Raw genomic sequence first — 15,573 nt, 5'->3', positions numbered from 1 at the left:
TGAAACGCCCGCGACACAAGGTCGCGGGCGGCCATTTTCATCAGAAGTTATAGCTGACCCGCAGGCCCGCGGTGCGCGGTTCCGGCAAGAAGAGCTCAACAGTCTGCGGTGTGATGGCCCCACCCGGCAGGAAGCCGTAATCCACGTTGCTCAGACCGAACTTGACCTTGTCGTCATCCAGCAGGTTATCGACGTAGAACACCAGGTCGAGGCTGTCGAACCGCACCCCACCCTGGAAATCCACCAGCCAATAGGAAGGCAGCCAGGCGTTGTTGCCGCGATCCAGGTAACGCTTGGATTCATAACTGCCGATCAGCTCGGTGAAGTAGCCCGCGCCACTGGCAAATTCACCGTCGTAGCGGATGGACAGCAGCCCGGCGTGTTCGGCAGAGTTCAGGAACTGCATCCCGGAATAGTCACCATCGGCGGTCTGAGTCCACAGCTTGTCGAACGAACTGACGTTACCCACATCCCCTACGGTGAAGTCCTGGACCTCGGTATCACTCAACACGTAGCTGGCGCCGAAGGTCCAGTTGGCGGACGGACGGTAGATCGCACTCAGCTCCATACCGCGCAGCTCACTCTCCCCTGCGTTGGCCACCGCGGCATTGGTAGTACCGGTCTGCGGATCCGTCACAAAATGGGAGATCTGCTGATTGCTGTAATCGTAGAGGTAGAAGGCTCCGTTCAACTGCAGGCGGTTGTTCAGCAGATTACTCTTGAAGCCCGTCTCGTATACCGACAGTTCCTCAGGCTTGTATTCACCACTTGTGATGTCGCCATTGCCATCGGCTGTGGACATACCGCCGGGCTTAAAGCCTTCCGAATAGGAGGCGTACACCATCAGGCTGTCCATCATCTGCCAGTCAAGGCCTACCCGCGGCACAAAGGAAGTGTCTGTGCGGGCGTAAGTCTGGTACTCAGCCGTCGTCGGCATGAACGTCATCGGGTCCAGCACCGGAATACCCATCAGGCCATTAAACTGGGTACTCAGCGGCAAGCTGACGTATTCAATATCCTCTTCAAGGTAGCGCCCTTCCGCCGTCAAACGCCAGTTGTCCGCAAAGTTGTAGTTCAGCGAGAACGCAAGGGACACATGGTCTGTGTCACGAGTCATGGGAATGGGCAGAGGTGTAGGACCCGTCTGGTGATTCACCAGGCCAAAGCCCCCCATCCACTGGTCCAGATACGCATCCCAGAACTCCTTACTGACACCGTCGCGCAGCCACCACTGCTGATCCATGACGGCGTCCATGGTCTCTGTCCAGTAAAGCGCACTGGCAAGCCAATCCACCTTGCCCGCAGTGCCGGTCAAACGAAATTCCTGACTGAACTGCTCGACGTCGAAGCTGGTGTTACTGTTGGCGTTCACACCGTACTGGGTGTAGTCACCAGGAAAGCCCGGGGGAATAAACATCCCGGAACCCGGCCCCAGCGTCTCAACCGTGAAATTGGTGCGATCAAAGTCCGACTCCGTCTGGGAGTCGTTGTAATGAATGCCGGTCAGTGACAGGAATTCAATGTTGCTGAGATTGTATTTCAGCTCCAGCGTAGAACTCACAGCGCGCACTTCGGTACCCGCAAAGTCTTTGCCGGTCAGGGGATTGGGAGAGAGATCGATCTCACTTTCGCTCGCGCTACCCAGCTCGCCCACGAGCACGGCACCACAGGCCGCAGGCTGTCCAATCAAATAGCCGTAAGCCGGTGCGGATGCGCAATCTGCTGCAGTGGTCCCGGTGCCTGCCAGCGGACGAACTTCCGCATTGGGACCAACAGAGCCCAGTAATGCAAAATCACCAGGAGAGGAGCCGGTGTGCAGGACAGCGTGGCGCTGTACCACTGGGCGCTGGGAATATTCGGCCTCACTGTACTCACTGCGCCAGTAGGCTGAGAAATCATTATTCGGCGTCCAGTAAACCGCCGCAGCAATCCCGTCAGAATCAACCGAGCCCAGGTCACCGCCGGTATTGGGGTTCTGGTAGAAGCCGTCGAACTCGGTTCTGGCCACATTCATTGACGCGGCGAGTACCCCAGGCACGATCGGCAGACTGCCACTGGCCTGGAATTTGTTATAGCCGGCATCGGTAACGTCCATGGACAAGCGGGTTTCCACCGTATCGCCAGGACGCTTAGTGATGTAATTGACCGCACCGGCAAAAGCAGAGCGGCCGTAGACCGCACTTTGCGGCCCCTTGACCACCTCGACCCGCTCAAGGTCGAACAGGTCCATATTCGGCCCATTGCCGCTACCGCCCGTGGTCAGGGATTCCGACGACACGTCCACACCGTCGACCAGCAGCGCCACGTTGGAACGACCGCGGGTACTGGAAAGTCCGCGCAGGGATATCCGGGTATCGTTGGGCATCAGGCCGGTTTCGAAATCTAGCCCGGCAGTGTAGCGCGCAACGTCTTCCAGTGCCGCTATGCCCTTTTCTTCCAGCTGCACTGCGGTCAGAACGTCCACAGCCACTGGTACGGTTTGCAATGACTCTTCGCGCTTACGCGCCGTCACTACGACTTCTTCAATCGCAAAGTTATCGCCGCGTAGCGCTTCGACTTCCCGATCATTATCACTTTGTGCCACAGCGCCCTGCACAGCAACGCAGGTGGCGACAGCGAGAGAGAGTTGGTTCTTGGTAAACATGGCCCCTCCAATAGTTTTTATTCGATTACCGCTAGTCACCTGGCAAATCGGATACAGCTTCGATCGGCCATCCATTCGCGAGCGCCGGATGGCGATCACTGAAAAGACATTATGTTATACTTTTATATCTTTTCAACAATTTTTTAAAAATGCTGATCCAAATAAGAATCTGCCGCGTACGTTGCCCCGTTATGGCCTAATTTTCAGACTTAATTCACCAATTTCGCGCATGATTTTTAGAATTCTTCCAATAAACGGCCCTTCCCCGTGATCCGGTCTTCAATGCCACAGGCCCGCAGCGCATGCCAGACTGTTGCAATATTGATCGGGATCAGGGGTTTCTGGAGGCAGTGCTCCAGCGTCGGGAATAGATCGAGGGTAGAGAGGTTGGTACCGCATTGAATGATCGCGTCAACATCATCGCCATCAACTTCCTTCACAGCATCTATGACGTTCGGGATCGAGGTTTCTGCAATTGCGGTAGCGGACGGCCGGTTCATTCCCTTGACCTTGACCACCTCGAAACCGATATCGGAGAAGAAACGGCGGACATTATCGTCCCCGACCTGGGGGTACGGCGTGATCACCGAAATGCGCTTGGCACCGAAGCAGTTCAGCGCATCCTTGGTAGCCCCGGCGCCGGTAGTCAGCCCCAGGTCACCAATCTGGTCGCGAATCTCCCGCTCGAACGCGATATTCCCTTCCAGCCCGCCCCAGAAAGTTTCCGCCGACATACCCAACATGATGTGGGATACCTTGGCCGAAAGAATGTTACGAATTGATACAGGAATCTCGCCTCGCATGATGTCGAGGAAGCGCTCGAACACGGTGTTTTCGTCATCTCCGCTGCGGGAAACTTCGTCTGACCAGTTGCGTAATTCGATCCAGAAACGAGAGGGATGCCAGGTTACGCCGTCGAGGCGTAGCTGCTGCAGGTCGTACTCGACCCCGGTGTTGGTGGAGGGAATGATGACGCCGATCTGCGCTCGGCGGGCGATCTGATAATTATCCATATTGACTCCCGGATGTACTTCCAGAAGTTATACCGGCCCCTCAGGGGGGCCGGGATGACAATTATCAAGAATCTCAGGTGACTGCTTGCGAAGAGACAGGCTCTGCAGTCTCTGCCCGCGGAGTGCGCAACATAAAGGCGATCAACAGCAGCAACCCCATCAGGGCTGCGCCAAGGTAGTAAGGGGAATGGACACCAATACCCGCAAAGGCTGCGCCGGTCAGCGCCGTACCCAACCCCCGCCCCAGGGTGCCCAGTGCATTGTAAACCCCCATCACGGCCCCCCGATTGCCGGCCACCGCTTCCTTCGAGGTCAGTGACTGCATCGAGGTCAACACCAGCGCCGCACCCACCGCCTGCGCCACCAGCGCTGCCGCTACCGCGGGCACGCTCGCGATTGAGCCCGCCAGGGTCACCAGAATCACGGATATACCAAATACCACGGCGCCGGCCCGCATCAGGCGGCGCTCACCGAAGGCCCGGGTCAGCGGCCCGATAAGCCCGCCCTGCACGATCACCATGGCAATACCTGCGGCCAGCAGTACCGGCACCAGGTCCTTGGGCCCATGGGCGATGTCCGTGGCATCCGCCCAGATGGGGAACACCGACTCGACAAACCCCGCGGCCAGGTTGTACACCAGCACCGCCGCCAGCAACAGGCAGAGACTGCGCCGGCCCCCAATCCATGACAGCACTTCCTTCGAGGACGGCGCAGAGCGAGGTTGATCACCACCGTCAGGCAGGCTTTCCTTCAGAAAAAATATCACCACCAGCAGTGCAGCCAGGGACAAACAGCCGGACACCATCGCCGGCAATTGCAGATTGGCATCGGCGAAGCTGTCACCCGCGAGGTAGCCCCCCAGGGCCGGGCCGACGATGAAACTGATCCCGAACGCCGCCCCCAACATACCCATGGCCTTGGCGCGATCCTGCTCGGTGGTCACGTCGGCCACATAGGCCTGGGCCACCGACAGGTTTCCGGCCATCAAGCCACTGAACAGCCTGGATATCGCCACCATCCATACGGCGGTGGCAAACCCCAACAGGACGTAGCCGAATACAGCGCCGGCAAGGCTGATCATCAGGATCGGCTTGCGCCCGTAACGGTCACTGAGACGCCCCCACACCGGGGTGGAAAAAAACATCCCTATCACATACAGCGCCATACAGAAGGTCGCCATACCGGGGCTCGCCCCCAGTTGCAGCGCGTAATACGCCAGGATCGGCAACATGATGGCAAAGCCGATCATGTCGAGCAGAACGATAAACACGGCGATCATCATGGTCGCTTCGCCTCCTGGCGATGGTTAATACGGGGTCAATGCAGGTTCGGCTCAGTGCTCTTCCAGCAACCAGCCCATATTGTCGAAGCGATCGTGAATACCGCAGCTGCGCAGGGCGTGCCAGCAGGTGGCCACATTGATCGGCAGCACCGGTTTCTGCAGCATCTTTTCCATCGCCGGAAATACCCCCAGCGTGGAGAGATTGGTCCCCACCTGCACGATGGCATCCACATCGTCGCCATCGATTTCGCGCACGATATCCAGCACCTGCGGTTCCGGTACCAGCGCGATGGCGTCGTGGGCGTTGGCACAGCGCAGGCCGACCAGGTGCTTGATGCGGTAGCCCGCATCCTCGAAAAACAGGCGCACGTTCTTGTCCCCTACCGGCTGGTAAGGCGTCAGAATGGAAAGCGTCTTGCCCGAGCCCTCGGGCAGGCCCAGTGCATCGAGGGCCGCAATCACTGCATTGGCTCCGGTGGTCAGCCCGGTGTCTTCACCCACCAGTTGCTGGATGCGGTCCACAAAGCCGTCATTGCCCTGAATCCCGCCCCAGAAGGTTTCCGCGGACATCCCCATCATCACGTGATCGGGTTTACAGGTCATCAGGCTCTCGATCGAGTCGCCGATGGTCTCGCGCAGCCGTTCCAGGAAGCGCATAAAGTTGGCATCGTCGCTGAGATCGGGGTGGTCGATCATGAAACGGGTCGTATGCCAGGTAACCCCACGCGGCAACAGGCGCTGGCAGTCATACTCCACCGAGGTATTGGTGGAAGGGATCACTACACCGATCTTGGCACGGTGGCCGATATAGTTATCGCGATGTCCATTGGTCAGCTGCGAACGCTCGCGGGTTTTTGACAGATCAATCTGGGTTGGAAATGACATTCACACACTCTCCGGGCCGAAGACAGAACAGCGGAATATTCCGCTGGTATTCAGGGTTTCCTGGCGTCTCACTGGACCGCCAGACTCTCGCGCACGCAATTGATCATTGACCGCTCCAACAGGAAGGCCCGCGCCCGCTCCGGGTCCGCGGCGGTTTCCATCAGCATCTGCTGACGCTTGCGCTGGATATCGGGATCGCGCGCCTCCATCAGTTTTTTGTTTTCGATGGTATGGCGCTGCACAAACTGCACCGCGAGCTCGCGGCGCTGCCGGTCATACAGGGCAAAAGCCGCTTGCGGATCGGCGCCTTCCTGAATGACTGTGCGCAGTTTTTCAGCCAGGTTGAACGCATCGTGCAGTCCACCGTTCATCCCCATGCCGCCCAGCGGATTGTTGATATGACAGGCATCCCCCACCAGCAGCGCGCGCCCCTGCACATAGGTCTCGGCCACACGCTGGTTGACCGCGTAAATACTGCGGTGGTGGACGTCGTAGTCGGCACCGTGGTCATGTAAGCGCTTAAGCCGCGACTGCACAAATTCGTCGGAAAGGTAGTAGGCTTCCTCTTCGGCGCTGGCCGGAAACACCGGCACCAGTACCCGCCAGAGCTTGTCGGTGCGAAGGATTACGCACCACTCTTCCGGGTCCGACACATAGTTTACGTAGGAGAAATCCTCGAATACTTCCTCGAATGGAAAGCTGGTGCTGACCACGAGGAATTTTTCATCGTAGGTAAACCCCATAAAGCCGATGCCGGAACTTTTGCGCACCACGCTGCGCGCACCCTCGGCGCCAATCAGGTAGCTACCGCGCAACTGCTGTTCCGCGCCTTCACTGCTTACGGTTGCGGTGACGCCGTCGGCGTCCTGCTCATAACGCAGCAGCTCGCAGCCGAAGCGCACTTCCGCGCAGTCGTAGTCTTGCAATGCCTCACACACAAAGCGGGTAAGCTCGTACTGCTCCAGTTGCAGGCGGAAAGGAAACCGGGTTTCGTCGGCAATCTGTGCCATATCGAAAGTGGCCACGTCTCCGGTAGCGCGATCCCGATACTGGTAGCGGTCGGCATGGAGCCCGCGCGCGAGCATTTTTTCGATAATTCCATCACCCAGATCCGCGATCATTTCCAACGACGGCGGGTGAAAGGTTGAGGCGCGCAGATCGATGGGGAGACTTTCGCATTTTTCCAACAGCCGCACAGGAATACCCTGCTTGGCAAGCGACAGAGCCAGCACGCAGCCACTGGGGCCGGCACCAGCGATAATCACAGGTTGCTGTGTAGACATAACGACTCGCCTATCTTCAATAGTATTTCACTGACTGACGGTTTCGTCAGACAGTTTCAGCCCGGTTTTCAGGCTGGAATTCTGCTAACAGTCCCAACACGTCCGATAGCGCCATTACGTCGGCGTACTTGGCATGCATATCGAATAAATTTGCCCGGTGCGCTTCTGCATTGCGGTCACCCACCGCTTCTTCTGGCACCACTACCGGAAAGTCGTACTGCAGGCCGTCCACCACCGTTGCGCGCACACAGCCACTGGTAGTGAGGCCGGTGACCACCAGCGAGTCCACGCCCTGCTCCCGCAACCAGCTGTCGAGGTTGGTGCGGTGGAAACTGCTCGCCCACTGCTTGCTGATCACCGGCTCGCCGTCGCGCGGCGCCAAACGCGGGTCGATCTGTACCCACTCCGAATCTGGCGTGAGCAGGTTGAGGTGTTCGATCCTGTCGCGAAATACCCGCGCCTCGCGATCGTGGTGGTACACCACCGTGGTATACACCACCGGCAATCCCAGGGCGCGGAAGCGATCCAGCAAAACCCGGTTGGCCTCAACCACATCAGGGCAATCTGTACCGAGTGGACAGCGACTGCTGGTAAAACCCACGACCATATCCACCAGCAGCAGCGCCGGGCGCTGGCCGAGACCGAGACTGTTTCGCTCAAGATCCATGTTCCGCTCGCACCTTTTTTTATTGGGTTTATTGGAGGCCGGTGTCTCCGTCAGCCTGCTTTGGCGACGTCGAGAAAAAATGGGCGCAGCAAGTCGGCTACCGCGGCGGGCTGGCGATCGCATACGTAAGTGCCCGACTCCTGCGGGAGTGTTGCCGCCCTGCCCTCCGACAACAGTCGCACCGACGGGGAAACCGCCGAGCGCAAAACATCCTGACCACCAGCAAACACCAGTGCAGGACAATGAATTACCGCCATCTGTCCGGCAACATCCTGCTCGACCACGGCGCGATAGGACGCCTCGTAATAATCGCCGCAGGCAAAGGCGGAAAGTGTCTCCCGCAAGCTGAGGGCAAGCTCCGCTTCCGGGTCTTTGCCCCGCAATCGCTGCCACATGAGAAGCCAGTGATTGCCATCTGCATCCGCCGGTATGGTTGCCGCAGCCTTGGGCAGCGCGGCTTTCTGTTCATCGCTCAACAGGGTTGGGCCACTGAGCGCCAGCGCACGCACAAATGCGGGCTGGTCATACGCAAGCTGCACCGCGATTGCGGCACCGGTGTGATGACCAAAAACCAGTGCCGGGCGATCGAATTGCCCGCTTACTGCGGTGTAGATGGCTTTTGCAAAGCCGGCAATGGACACCACACCCGGCAGCGGATCACTGCTGCCAAATCCGGGGGTGTCCACCGCCAGTACAAAGAAATCCCGCGCAAGCAGCGGCATCAACCGAACGTACATTGCAGAGCAACTGGGCGTCTGGTGCAGTAACAGTAAGAGTGGTCGGGCTTCATCACCGCAGCTGCGAAAATGCAACTGGATGGATTCGCCGTCCACTTCCGCATCGAGATAGCCGCGGCGAATGGTGCCGCGCTGCACCGCATTCACCGCGGCAGGCTCCCGACATCCGCGCTGATCCACTTCACCTCGGTAAATTCCTCGGTACTGTAGTGGCCACCGCTGCGCCCCATCCCAGACAACCCAACGCCACCGATGGGCGCCAGAGCGTTGCTTTGAAATGTATGCATTCCGACATGAACGGCACCGGAAGCGATGCGTCGGGCCGCGTGCAATCCCCATTGCAGGTTGTGCGTCAGCACTGCCGCGGAAAGACCGTATTCGCTGTCGTTGGCGAACTCGATCGCCTGATCAAGATCGTCTGCGGCCACCACGCTGGTGACCGGGCCGAAACTTTCCTCTCGCCATGCGCGACTGTTGCGCGGCGGCTCAAGCAGCACCGTCGGCTTTACCACCAATCCGGCCAGCTGCTCGCCACCGGTGAGCAACTCAGCGCCGCCGTCGATGGCCTCGCGCACATGCTCCAGCACTTTTTCCACCGCACGTGCATTGATCAGCGGTCCGTAAACGGTTCGCTCATCGCGCAGATCCCCGAGATACAGGGATTCCGCCTCCGCTTTTAGCGCAGTGATAAATGGCTGGTAAATTTCCCGCTCGACCACAATGCGCGAGTTCGCCATACAAATCTGGCCGGCATGGGTAAATATCCCCTGGGCAGCGATCTTCGCGGCCTGCCGAGGGTCTGCGTCCCGCAGTACCAGCAGCGCACTCTTGCCACCGAGCTCCAGCTGCATACGCCGCATCTTACCCAGCGCCGACTGCCCCACCGCAATACCGGTCTGCGTGGAGCCGGTCAGCGCAATACAGCGCACGCGGGGATGATTGATCAGTTCGGCACCGCATTCGGCGCCGTATCCGGTGACCACACTCACCGCCGCCGGTGGCACGCCCGCATCCAGTAACAACTGGCCAAACGCCAGCGCCGTCAGCGGTGTTTCTTCCGAAGGTTTGATTACCAGGCTGTTGCCCGCCGCCAATGGGAAAGCACACATTTTCGTGAGTAGGGAAAGCGGTGCGTTGTAGGGAGAAACCACCGCAACCACGCCGAGGGGCTCGCGAAACACCATGGAAATCCGCTGGGGATCGTCGTTGGGAAAGGTTTCCCCGTAGAGGCGACGAGCCTCGCCAGCGGCGGTGCGCAGAAGGTCGACCGTGTAGGCGATCTCACCCCGGGCCTTGCTAATGGTGGAACCGCTCTCGTCGATCAGGGTATCCAGGAATCGCGCGTGACCTTCCCGGGCCACCAGCTCTGCCGCACGCAACAGCGCGGCTTCCCGCTCTGCCGGACGCAACCGGTACCAGTCTTCGAAACCGCGGGCCGCCGCGTTTACCGCGCGGTTCACATCGATCGCGCCGGCGCGGGGAACTTCTGCCAACACTGCGCCCGTTGCCGGTGCCGTGACCGCAAATCGGGTACCGCTCTCCGCGGATACCAGCTCGCCGCCGATCAACATTTTTGCGTTTTCCATGATGGTTCAGCCCGGCTGTTTTTCTGCAACGCCAAACAGGTTCTGTTCCGCGCCTTCCACTTCCATCTGTGCCGCCATCAGGCGACCGCGCTCCGCCGGGAAGGCTTGCACAATTCCCATGGCCAATTCCCGCAGATAGCGCGCCGGATCACCCATGGTGCCGGAAGTACCACTGGCCTTGAGTGCGTTGGTGGCGATACTGAAACCGCATTCGGCCACCACGCCTTTGCACAGACGCCACTGCTTGACCACTTCCTGTTTGGAGGCAATGGGCGGCTCGCTGGTTTCCAACTGCAACTGGCGGCGCAACCACAGGATCGACGTCTGCAGGTCCACCATCATTTTGCCGATCAGTTCCTGCTGGTAAGGTGCAGTACCGATGGGCTTGCCGGTATCCGCAAACTTTTTCTCGGTCAGGTGTTGCAACACGGTCTGGTAGGCGGTGTGGGCGGAACCCGCATAGCCACAAACCGCGGCCATCTGGTTGCCGACAAAACTGCCGCGACTCATCTGCATGCAACGGGTAAACGCGCCGGGAATTGCCAGCGCCAGTTCATCCGGCACAAAATAATTTTCCAGCACAATACCGCCGGAGCTGGTACCGCGCATACCAATCGCATCCCAGGGTACGCGCGGACGCACGCCGTCGCCATCGCGATCCACAAAAAAGGTGCACAGCCCTTCTGCCGTGTCGTAACCGGCAAGACTGGCGGTCACCAGATACTTGTCCGCAACGCCGGTGCCAGTACCGAAAGACTTGACCCCGTTCAGCAGGTAACCGCCTTCGACCTTGCGCGCCTCGGTGCTGATGGTGACTGCGGACTTTTCTGACTTGACCGATTCGCTGGCAAAGTTGGCAAACCAGAAACCATCGCGGCCCATGCCGTACAGCACCTGCTCCGCAAACCGCCGAACAACCGGGGCCTCTTCTTCGTCAAACAGGCCCGCTTCCAGCGCCTCCATGGCGAGCAAACCGCGCGATGCAGCACTGCAATGGAAAAAGAACGCCAGTGCGGTCGACGGACAGGCGGAACCAATAGCAAAACAGGCCGCTGCGAGATCGCGCAGCCCACCGCCGAGACCGCCATACTGTGTGGGGATAATCAGACCGAGCAGACCCGCCTCACTGAATTGACGTACGTGCGGCATATGAAACTGGGCATTGGCGTCGACGTCGCGCGCCGCCTCCCGCACCGCCGGCAGAACCGACTCCACCACTTCCGCACGAGCGCGCTCGGCCTCGTTCATGTCTTCAAGCAGTATTTCACCGGTCAGTTTCATCGCCATCCCCTACCTGTTGATCCCTGTCTTTTTGTTGCGAATATTCCGCCCCCTGGGAGCGGAATCTTTCACGCATTATTTTTCAGTAGTGTCCGCAGTGCGCTGCCGCTTTCAGCGCCGATAAGACCACCAATCTGGTTCCAGACCTTGTCTACCAGCGGGTCGAAAATAATCGCCCTGTTGCGCCGGTCGCGCTCTGCCAGCCGCACACTGTCGACATCATCCAGCGCCGCCTCACTCACACCTTTTTCCAGCAAGGAGAACCAGTGTTCGAGATAGGCATCGACGGTGCCATCGATATTGGCAAATGCTTCTTCAGTGGCGCGGTGTGCCAGCATCCACGGCGACATTACTGCCAGCTGGCGGGGATCGAGCTGTGCCTCACTGAGGCCCTCGATCGCGCGGCCAGACTTGCAGGCTTCGGTCAATGGTGTGAACACCTCATCCATGTAGGCGAGGTTCGCACCGAGATCCACGCGCGGAATCAAATCGAGATGAAATGCCCAGTGACCGCCTGCACCCACCGAGTCCAGGGTGAAGTGCGGCACCGGGCTTTCACCGGGGGTAAAGGCAAAGAGCATGTGCGAGTCGAGACCAATCTGCGGCACCACGATCGCACAGGTGATCATCTGCTGCAGCGGACCACCGGTATAAACACGAACCTCACCCACCTTGCCCTGCGCCATGGGCGCATGGCTTTCGAGTGTCATATAAGGCCCGCCATCGTCTCCGGGCAGCTCGGTCAGCCCGAGTTTTTCGATGACCCGATCGCGTGTTTTCTGTGCCAGCGCCTGCGGCCGTGAAGCTGCGCTCATGAAGGACTCCGGACGTTGTTATTCTGTTGAGTTTGATTGTCGGCAAGTCGCGCCGATGCCACATTGATAATTCTCAATAAGGCAGTATCCAAAAATTCCGCGAAAACTATTCTGGAGATACCGCGCTGATTGCCCCGCACAATTTCCAAGGCCGATTGGTCACAAGGTCGGTATTGCGGGAAACCTCCTTGTTTTGCGCTGCCGCCGGATACAGGGTCACCTCCAGCAACTTGTCGCCCGCAGTCAAACGATGTAACTCGGGCTGGCTCAGCAGTCCATCGAACGGCCGCTCCTGCCACGGTGTCATCACGGTAAAATCACGCTGCAATGCCGTGGCAAAACCTTGCCCCAGCGGCGAGCCGATAGCGGCAACCAGCAGGTTGATGCGATTTTCCGCGGAGCGCTCCAGAAGCCCGGTACGCAGCTCCCAGGCTTCCACCGGCTCCAGCGGCACTACCGCGGTATCAACGCCCGCCATCGCCAGCAAACGGAAGCTCTCGGGATAGATACTGTCGTCGGAGGTCATTACCGCGAGACGACCAAACGGCAGCTCTACATTCTGAAACCCTGCCGCTGGCGCCGACCAGGCAAAGCGCGCGCTGGTGTGCACCTGCCCCTGGGACAGCAGCACACCCTCTGCACCAATCACCAGCGCAGAGTAACGGGACTCTCCGTCCTCGCCGCGCACCGGCAGTGAGGTGACCACGAAACTGACTGCCGTGCAGCACTCACGCAGGGTTTCGATGGCTTCACCGGCAAAGTCCAGCGCGGCGGGCAGGTCTGCCGCAATGGCTTGCGCATCCAGCAACGGCGGCACCGCGACCAACACAGCGCCACCAGAGATGGCCTCCGCTACCAGGGAGCGCGCCTCGCGCAACCCATCCCGCCCACTCGACTGCGGATCGACCACCGCTGCGGCAAGCTCGGATGCGCCCTTCCATACAGGGTAAGACTGGCTCGCGGGATCCTCGGCGATCGCCCGGTAGAGTTCCGGACGGCGGCTGGCAATCACATCGGTACCGTCGGCGCGATGCTTGTCATCGGCTGCAGAGGGATCGATATCCGCATAGACCACCTCCTCCTTATCCGAAGAGGCGCAGGCCAATACAGTGCCGTCGGGGGCGACGATCTGGCTCTCACCCGCGCCATTGAGAAACTTCAGTGGAATCCCGGTTGCCTCACTGATCGGTACCAGAATCGGTTCTGGCACCAGTGGCCCTACCTTGTTGGCCGCAACGATGAACACCCGGCTTTCCGGCGCGCGTACAGGAACGTGCAGTGACCCCTCGTCACTGGCAAAGGAATTCAGGCTGTTGCAGAGCACCTGTGCGCCGCGCATTGCCAGGGTGCGGGGAGGCTCATTGATCACCCCATCCATACAGGAATAGAGACCCAATCGGCCGAGTGATGTTTCCACCACCGGTCCCGGAGTACGCGCGGGCTCCAGGAAATCATTCTCGTGACCGATATAGATTTGCTTGGTATTGTCCGCGAGCAGCTGCCCTTGCGGGGAATACAGCAGACTGGAACCGGTGATGGAGCCGTCGTCCCGCAACACGGTACAGTTAACCACCACGTGCAGGTTCAGCGCTTTGGCTTTGGCGGCAACCGCCGCCAGAAAGGGGCCATCAAGGGTCACCGACACGGCCGCGCAGTGTTCCTGATTTTCGTACCAGGAGAGGTGGTTACAGAATTCCGGAAGCACGACCAGGTCCGGGCTTCCCTCCGCCGCCCGGTCCAGCATGCGCAACACCGTCGCGAGGTTTTCATCAACGTCGGTACCAATGTGAAACTGCGCCGCGGCCACGCGGATGCTTCTATTGCTCATTTTGTAATCCACCTCCAGGACTAGCTGCTCCCCGCCCAATGCGGAAGCACCGCCCAGTTATTCTCATGCATTTGATATAAACTACTATCATTATATCATTTCGACAATAATCCAAATAAGATCCTGCATCGTAATACCAGACTCAACGCTCATCTCAGATAACAAAAACGCATTTATTGCGCACCAGGGAGACACAGCCATGGCCAGTCAACAGGAACGTAGGTTTCTCGGCCTGAATCTCGCAGAGAACGTCAGCGGCCCGAATGTGCTGACTTTTTATTTCGCCTGCCTCGCCGCCATCATGTTCGCCTCGTTCATTCCCCAGAGCCAGCCGTTTCTGCTGACAGAATTCCTCGGTATTCCGCAGGAGCGGCACGGGATGGTCAGCGGGCTACTGAACTTCTGGGCAGAAATTGCCATCATCATTGCGGTCGCAATTTTCGGCCCGCTTTCGGACCGTTTTGGCCGCCGCCCGGTCACCGGGCTTGGCTTCCTGCTGATGTCAGCGGGGATCGCGCTCTACCCCCATGCCACCACTATTGGTGAGCTACTGGCGATGCGCCTTGCCTATGCGGTGGGGCTTGCCGCAGTCACCACCACCATCGTCGCCCTGGTCGCCGATTACGTGCAGGATGAAAGCCGGGGCCGCGCCACCGGCCTGCAGGGGGTGATGAACGGTGTAGGTGCAATGATCTGTGTGTTCCTGCTTCTGCAGTTGCCAGCGATACTCCAGCGCGGTGGTGCCACTGCCCACGAAGCGGGCATCCAGACTTACAGCCTGGTTGCCGCAATCTCCTTCGTCACCGGCCTGCTGATGCTTATCGGCCTCAAGCCTGGCGCCCGCGCGCCAAGCGAACATAGTGAGAGCCTGCTGGTCATCGCCCGCAACGGCCTGCACGCTGCACGGGATCCGCGCATCGCACTCGCTTACGGCGCCTCGTTTGTAGCCCGCGGCAACCTGATGATCGTCGGCACCTTCTTTACCCTGTGGGTGACCAACTACGGCACTGCGGAAATGGGAATGAGCCGTGCCGACGCGCTGGCCCGCGCAGGTATGATCGTGGGCATTGCCCAGGGCTGCGCACTGCTGGGCGCCCCCCTGTTCGGCATCATGGCTGACAAGATCACCCGCGTGCGCGCGCTGATCATCGCGCTACTGATTTCCGCCATTGGCTACGGCTCGACCATCTTTATCACCGACCCCTTTACCCCCGGCATGATTCTGTGCGCGGTGCTGATCGGCCTCGGAGAAATCGGCTGCATCATCACCAGCGGCGTGCTGGTAGCACAGCAGGCACCCGAATCTCACCGCGGTGCGGTCATCGGCTTCTTCACCCTGTCTGGTGCGGTGGGCATTCTGGTGGCGAGCGTGGTGGGCGGTTATCTGTTCGATGCCTGGCGCGCATCCGGCCCCTTCGTCTTTTTCAGCATCGTCGCCGCCCTCGTTCTGGTGTGGGCGATCATCCTCGAACGACGTACCGCAGGCCGGGAAGCGCAATCACCACTCGTGGTCGATGTCGCGTAAGCGGTACCGAGAGCCATATCCGACGCA

Annotated in this window: 12 protein-coding genes; 1 reads left to right on the top strand and 11 read right to left on the bottom strand. The window is 59.5% G+C overall.

The window, feature by feature from the left end:
* Positions 1–40 precede the first annotated feature (40 nt).
* From ACONT6_RS06975 to ACONT6_RS06925, 11 genes are all read right to left on the bottom strand, one after another.
* On the bottom strand, positions 41–2,644 hold the full coding sequence (locus ACONT6_RS06975; RefSeq protein WP_428821017.1) for a TonB-dependent receptor: 2,604 nt from the start codon (positions 2,642–2,644) through the stop codon (positions 41–43).
* A gap of 236 nt (positions 2,645–2,880) precedes the next feature.
* Positions 2,881–3,657 carry a maleate cis-trans isomerase family protein gene (locus ACONT6_RS06970; RefSeq protein WP_428821016.1) on the bottom strand — a complete coding sequence of 259 codons (777 nt, stop codon included), beginning with the start codon at positions 3,655–3,657 and terminating at the stop codon, positions 2,881–2,883.
* Between the two features lie 73 nt (positions 3,658–3,730).
* The gene (locus tag ACONT6_RS06965; RefSeq protein WP_428821015.1) at positions 3,731–4,939 is read right to left on the bottom strand and encodes an MFS transporter; all 1,209 of its coding nucleotides are present in this window, start codon (positions 4,937–4,939) and stop codon (positions 3,731–3,733) included.
* Positions 4,940–4,990: 51 nt separating this feature from the next.
* The gene (locus ACONT6_RS06960; RefSeq protein WP_181253414.1) at positions 4,991–5,824 is read right to left on the bottom strand and encodes a maleate cis-trans isomerase family protein; all 834 of its coding nucleotides are present in this window, start codon (positions 5,822–5,824) and stop codon (positions 4,991–4,993) included.
* 68 nt (positions 5,825–5,892) lie between these two features.
* Positions 5,893–7,107 carry an FAD-dependent oxidoreductase gene (locus ACONT6_RS06955; RefSeq protein WP_428821014.1) on the bottom strand — a complete coding sequence of 405 codons (1,215 nt, stop codon included), beginning with the start codon at positions 7,105–7,107 and terminating at the stop codon, positions 5,893–5,895.
* A gap of 46 nt (positions 7,108–7,153) precedes the next feature.
* Positions 7,154–7,774 carry an isochorismatase family protein gene (locus ACONT6_RS06950; RefSeq protein WP_181253416.1) on the bottom strand — a complete coding sequence of 207 codons (621 nt, stop codon included), beginning with the start codon at positions 7,772–7,774 and terminating at the stop codon, positions 7,154–7,156.
* A 50-nt stretch (positions 7,775–7,824) separates the two neighbouring features.
* Entirely contained in the window at positions 7,825–8,691 is an 867-nt protein-coding gene (locus ACONT6_RS06945; RefSeq protein WP_428821013.1) for an alpha/beta fold hydrolase, read from the bottom strand.
* Positions 8,655–10,097: an aldehyde dehydrogenase family protein gene (locus ACONT6_RS06940; protein WP_428821012.1), complete on the bottom strand. Its 1,443-nt coding sequence runs from the start codon at positions 10,095–10,097 to the stop codon at positions 8,655–8,657. The genes ACONT6_RS06945 and ACONT6_RS06940 overlap by 37 nt, the downstream gene beginning before the upstream one ends.
* A gap of 6 nt (positions 10,098–10,103) precedes the next feature.
* Positions 10,104–11,378: an acyl-CoA dehydrogenase family protein gene (locus tag ACONT6_RS06935; protein ID WP_428821011.1), complete on the bottom strand. Its 1,275-nt coding sequence runs from the start codon at positions 11,376–11,378 to the stop codon at positions 10,104–10,106.
* Positions 11,379–11,446: 68 nt separating this feature from the next.
* On the bottom strand, positions 11,447–12,193 hold the full coding sequence (locus ACONT6_RS06930) for a hypothetical protein (RefSeq protein ID WP_428821010.1): 747 nt from the start codon (positions 12,191–12,193) through the stop codon (positions 11,447–11,449).
* Positions 12,194–12,299: 106 nt separating this feature from the next.
* Positions 12,300–14,021, bottom strand: coding sequence for a nitrilase-related carbon-nitrogen hydrolase (locus ACONT6_RS06925; RefSeq protein ID WP_428821009.1), 1,722 nt, complete (start codon positions 14,019–14,021; stop codon positions 12,300–12,302).
* A 199-nt stretch (positions 14,022–14,220) separates the two neighbouring features.
* On the opposite strand from ACONT6_RS06925, the gene ACONT6_RS06920 reads away from it, so the two are divergent.
* A complete protein-coding gene (locus ACONT6_RS06920; protein WP_428821008.1) occupies positions 14,221–15,546 on the top strand; it encodes an MFS transporter in 1,326 nt (441 codons plus the stop codon).
* The last annotated feature ends 27 nt before the right edge of the window (positions 15,547–15,573 follow it).

This window comes from Microbulbifer sp. MCCC 1A16149, from assembly GCF_050368945.1.
GTDB lineage: Bacteria > Pseudomonadota > Gammaproteobacteria > Pseudomonadales > Cellvibrionaceae > Microbulbifer.
The sequence above is the reverse complement of the archived record's forward strand: the minus strand, read 5'-3'. Positions and strand labels throughout refer to the sequence as shown.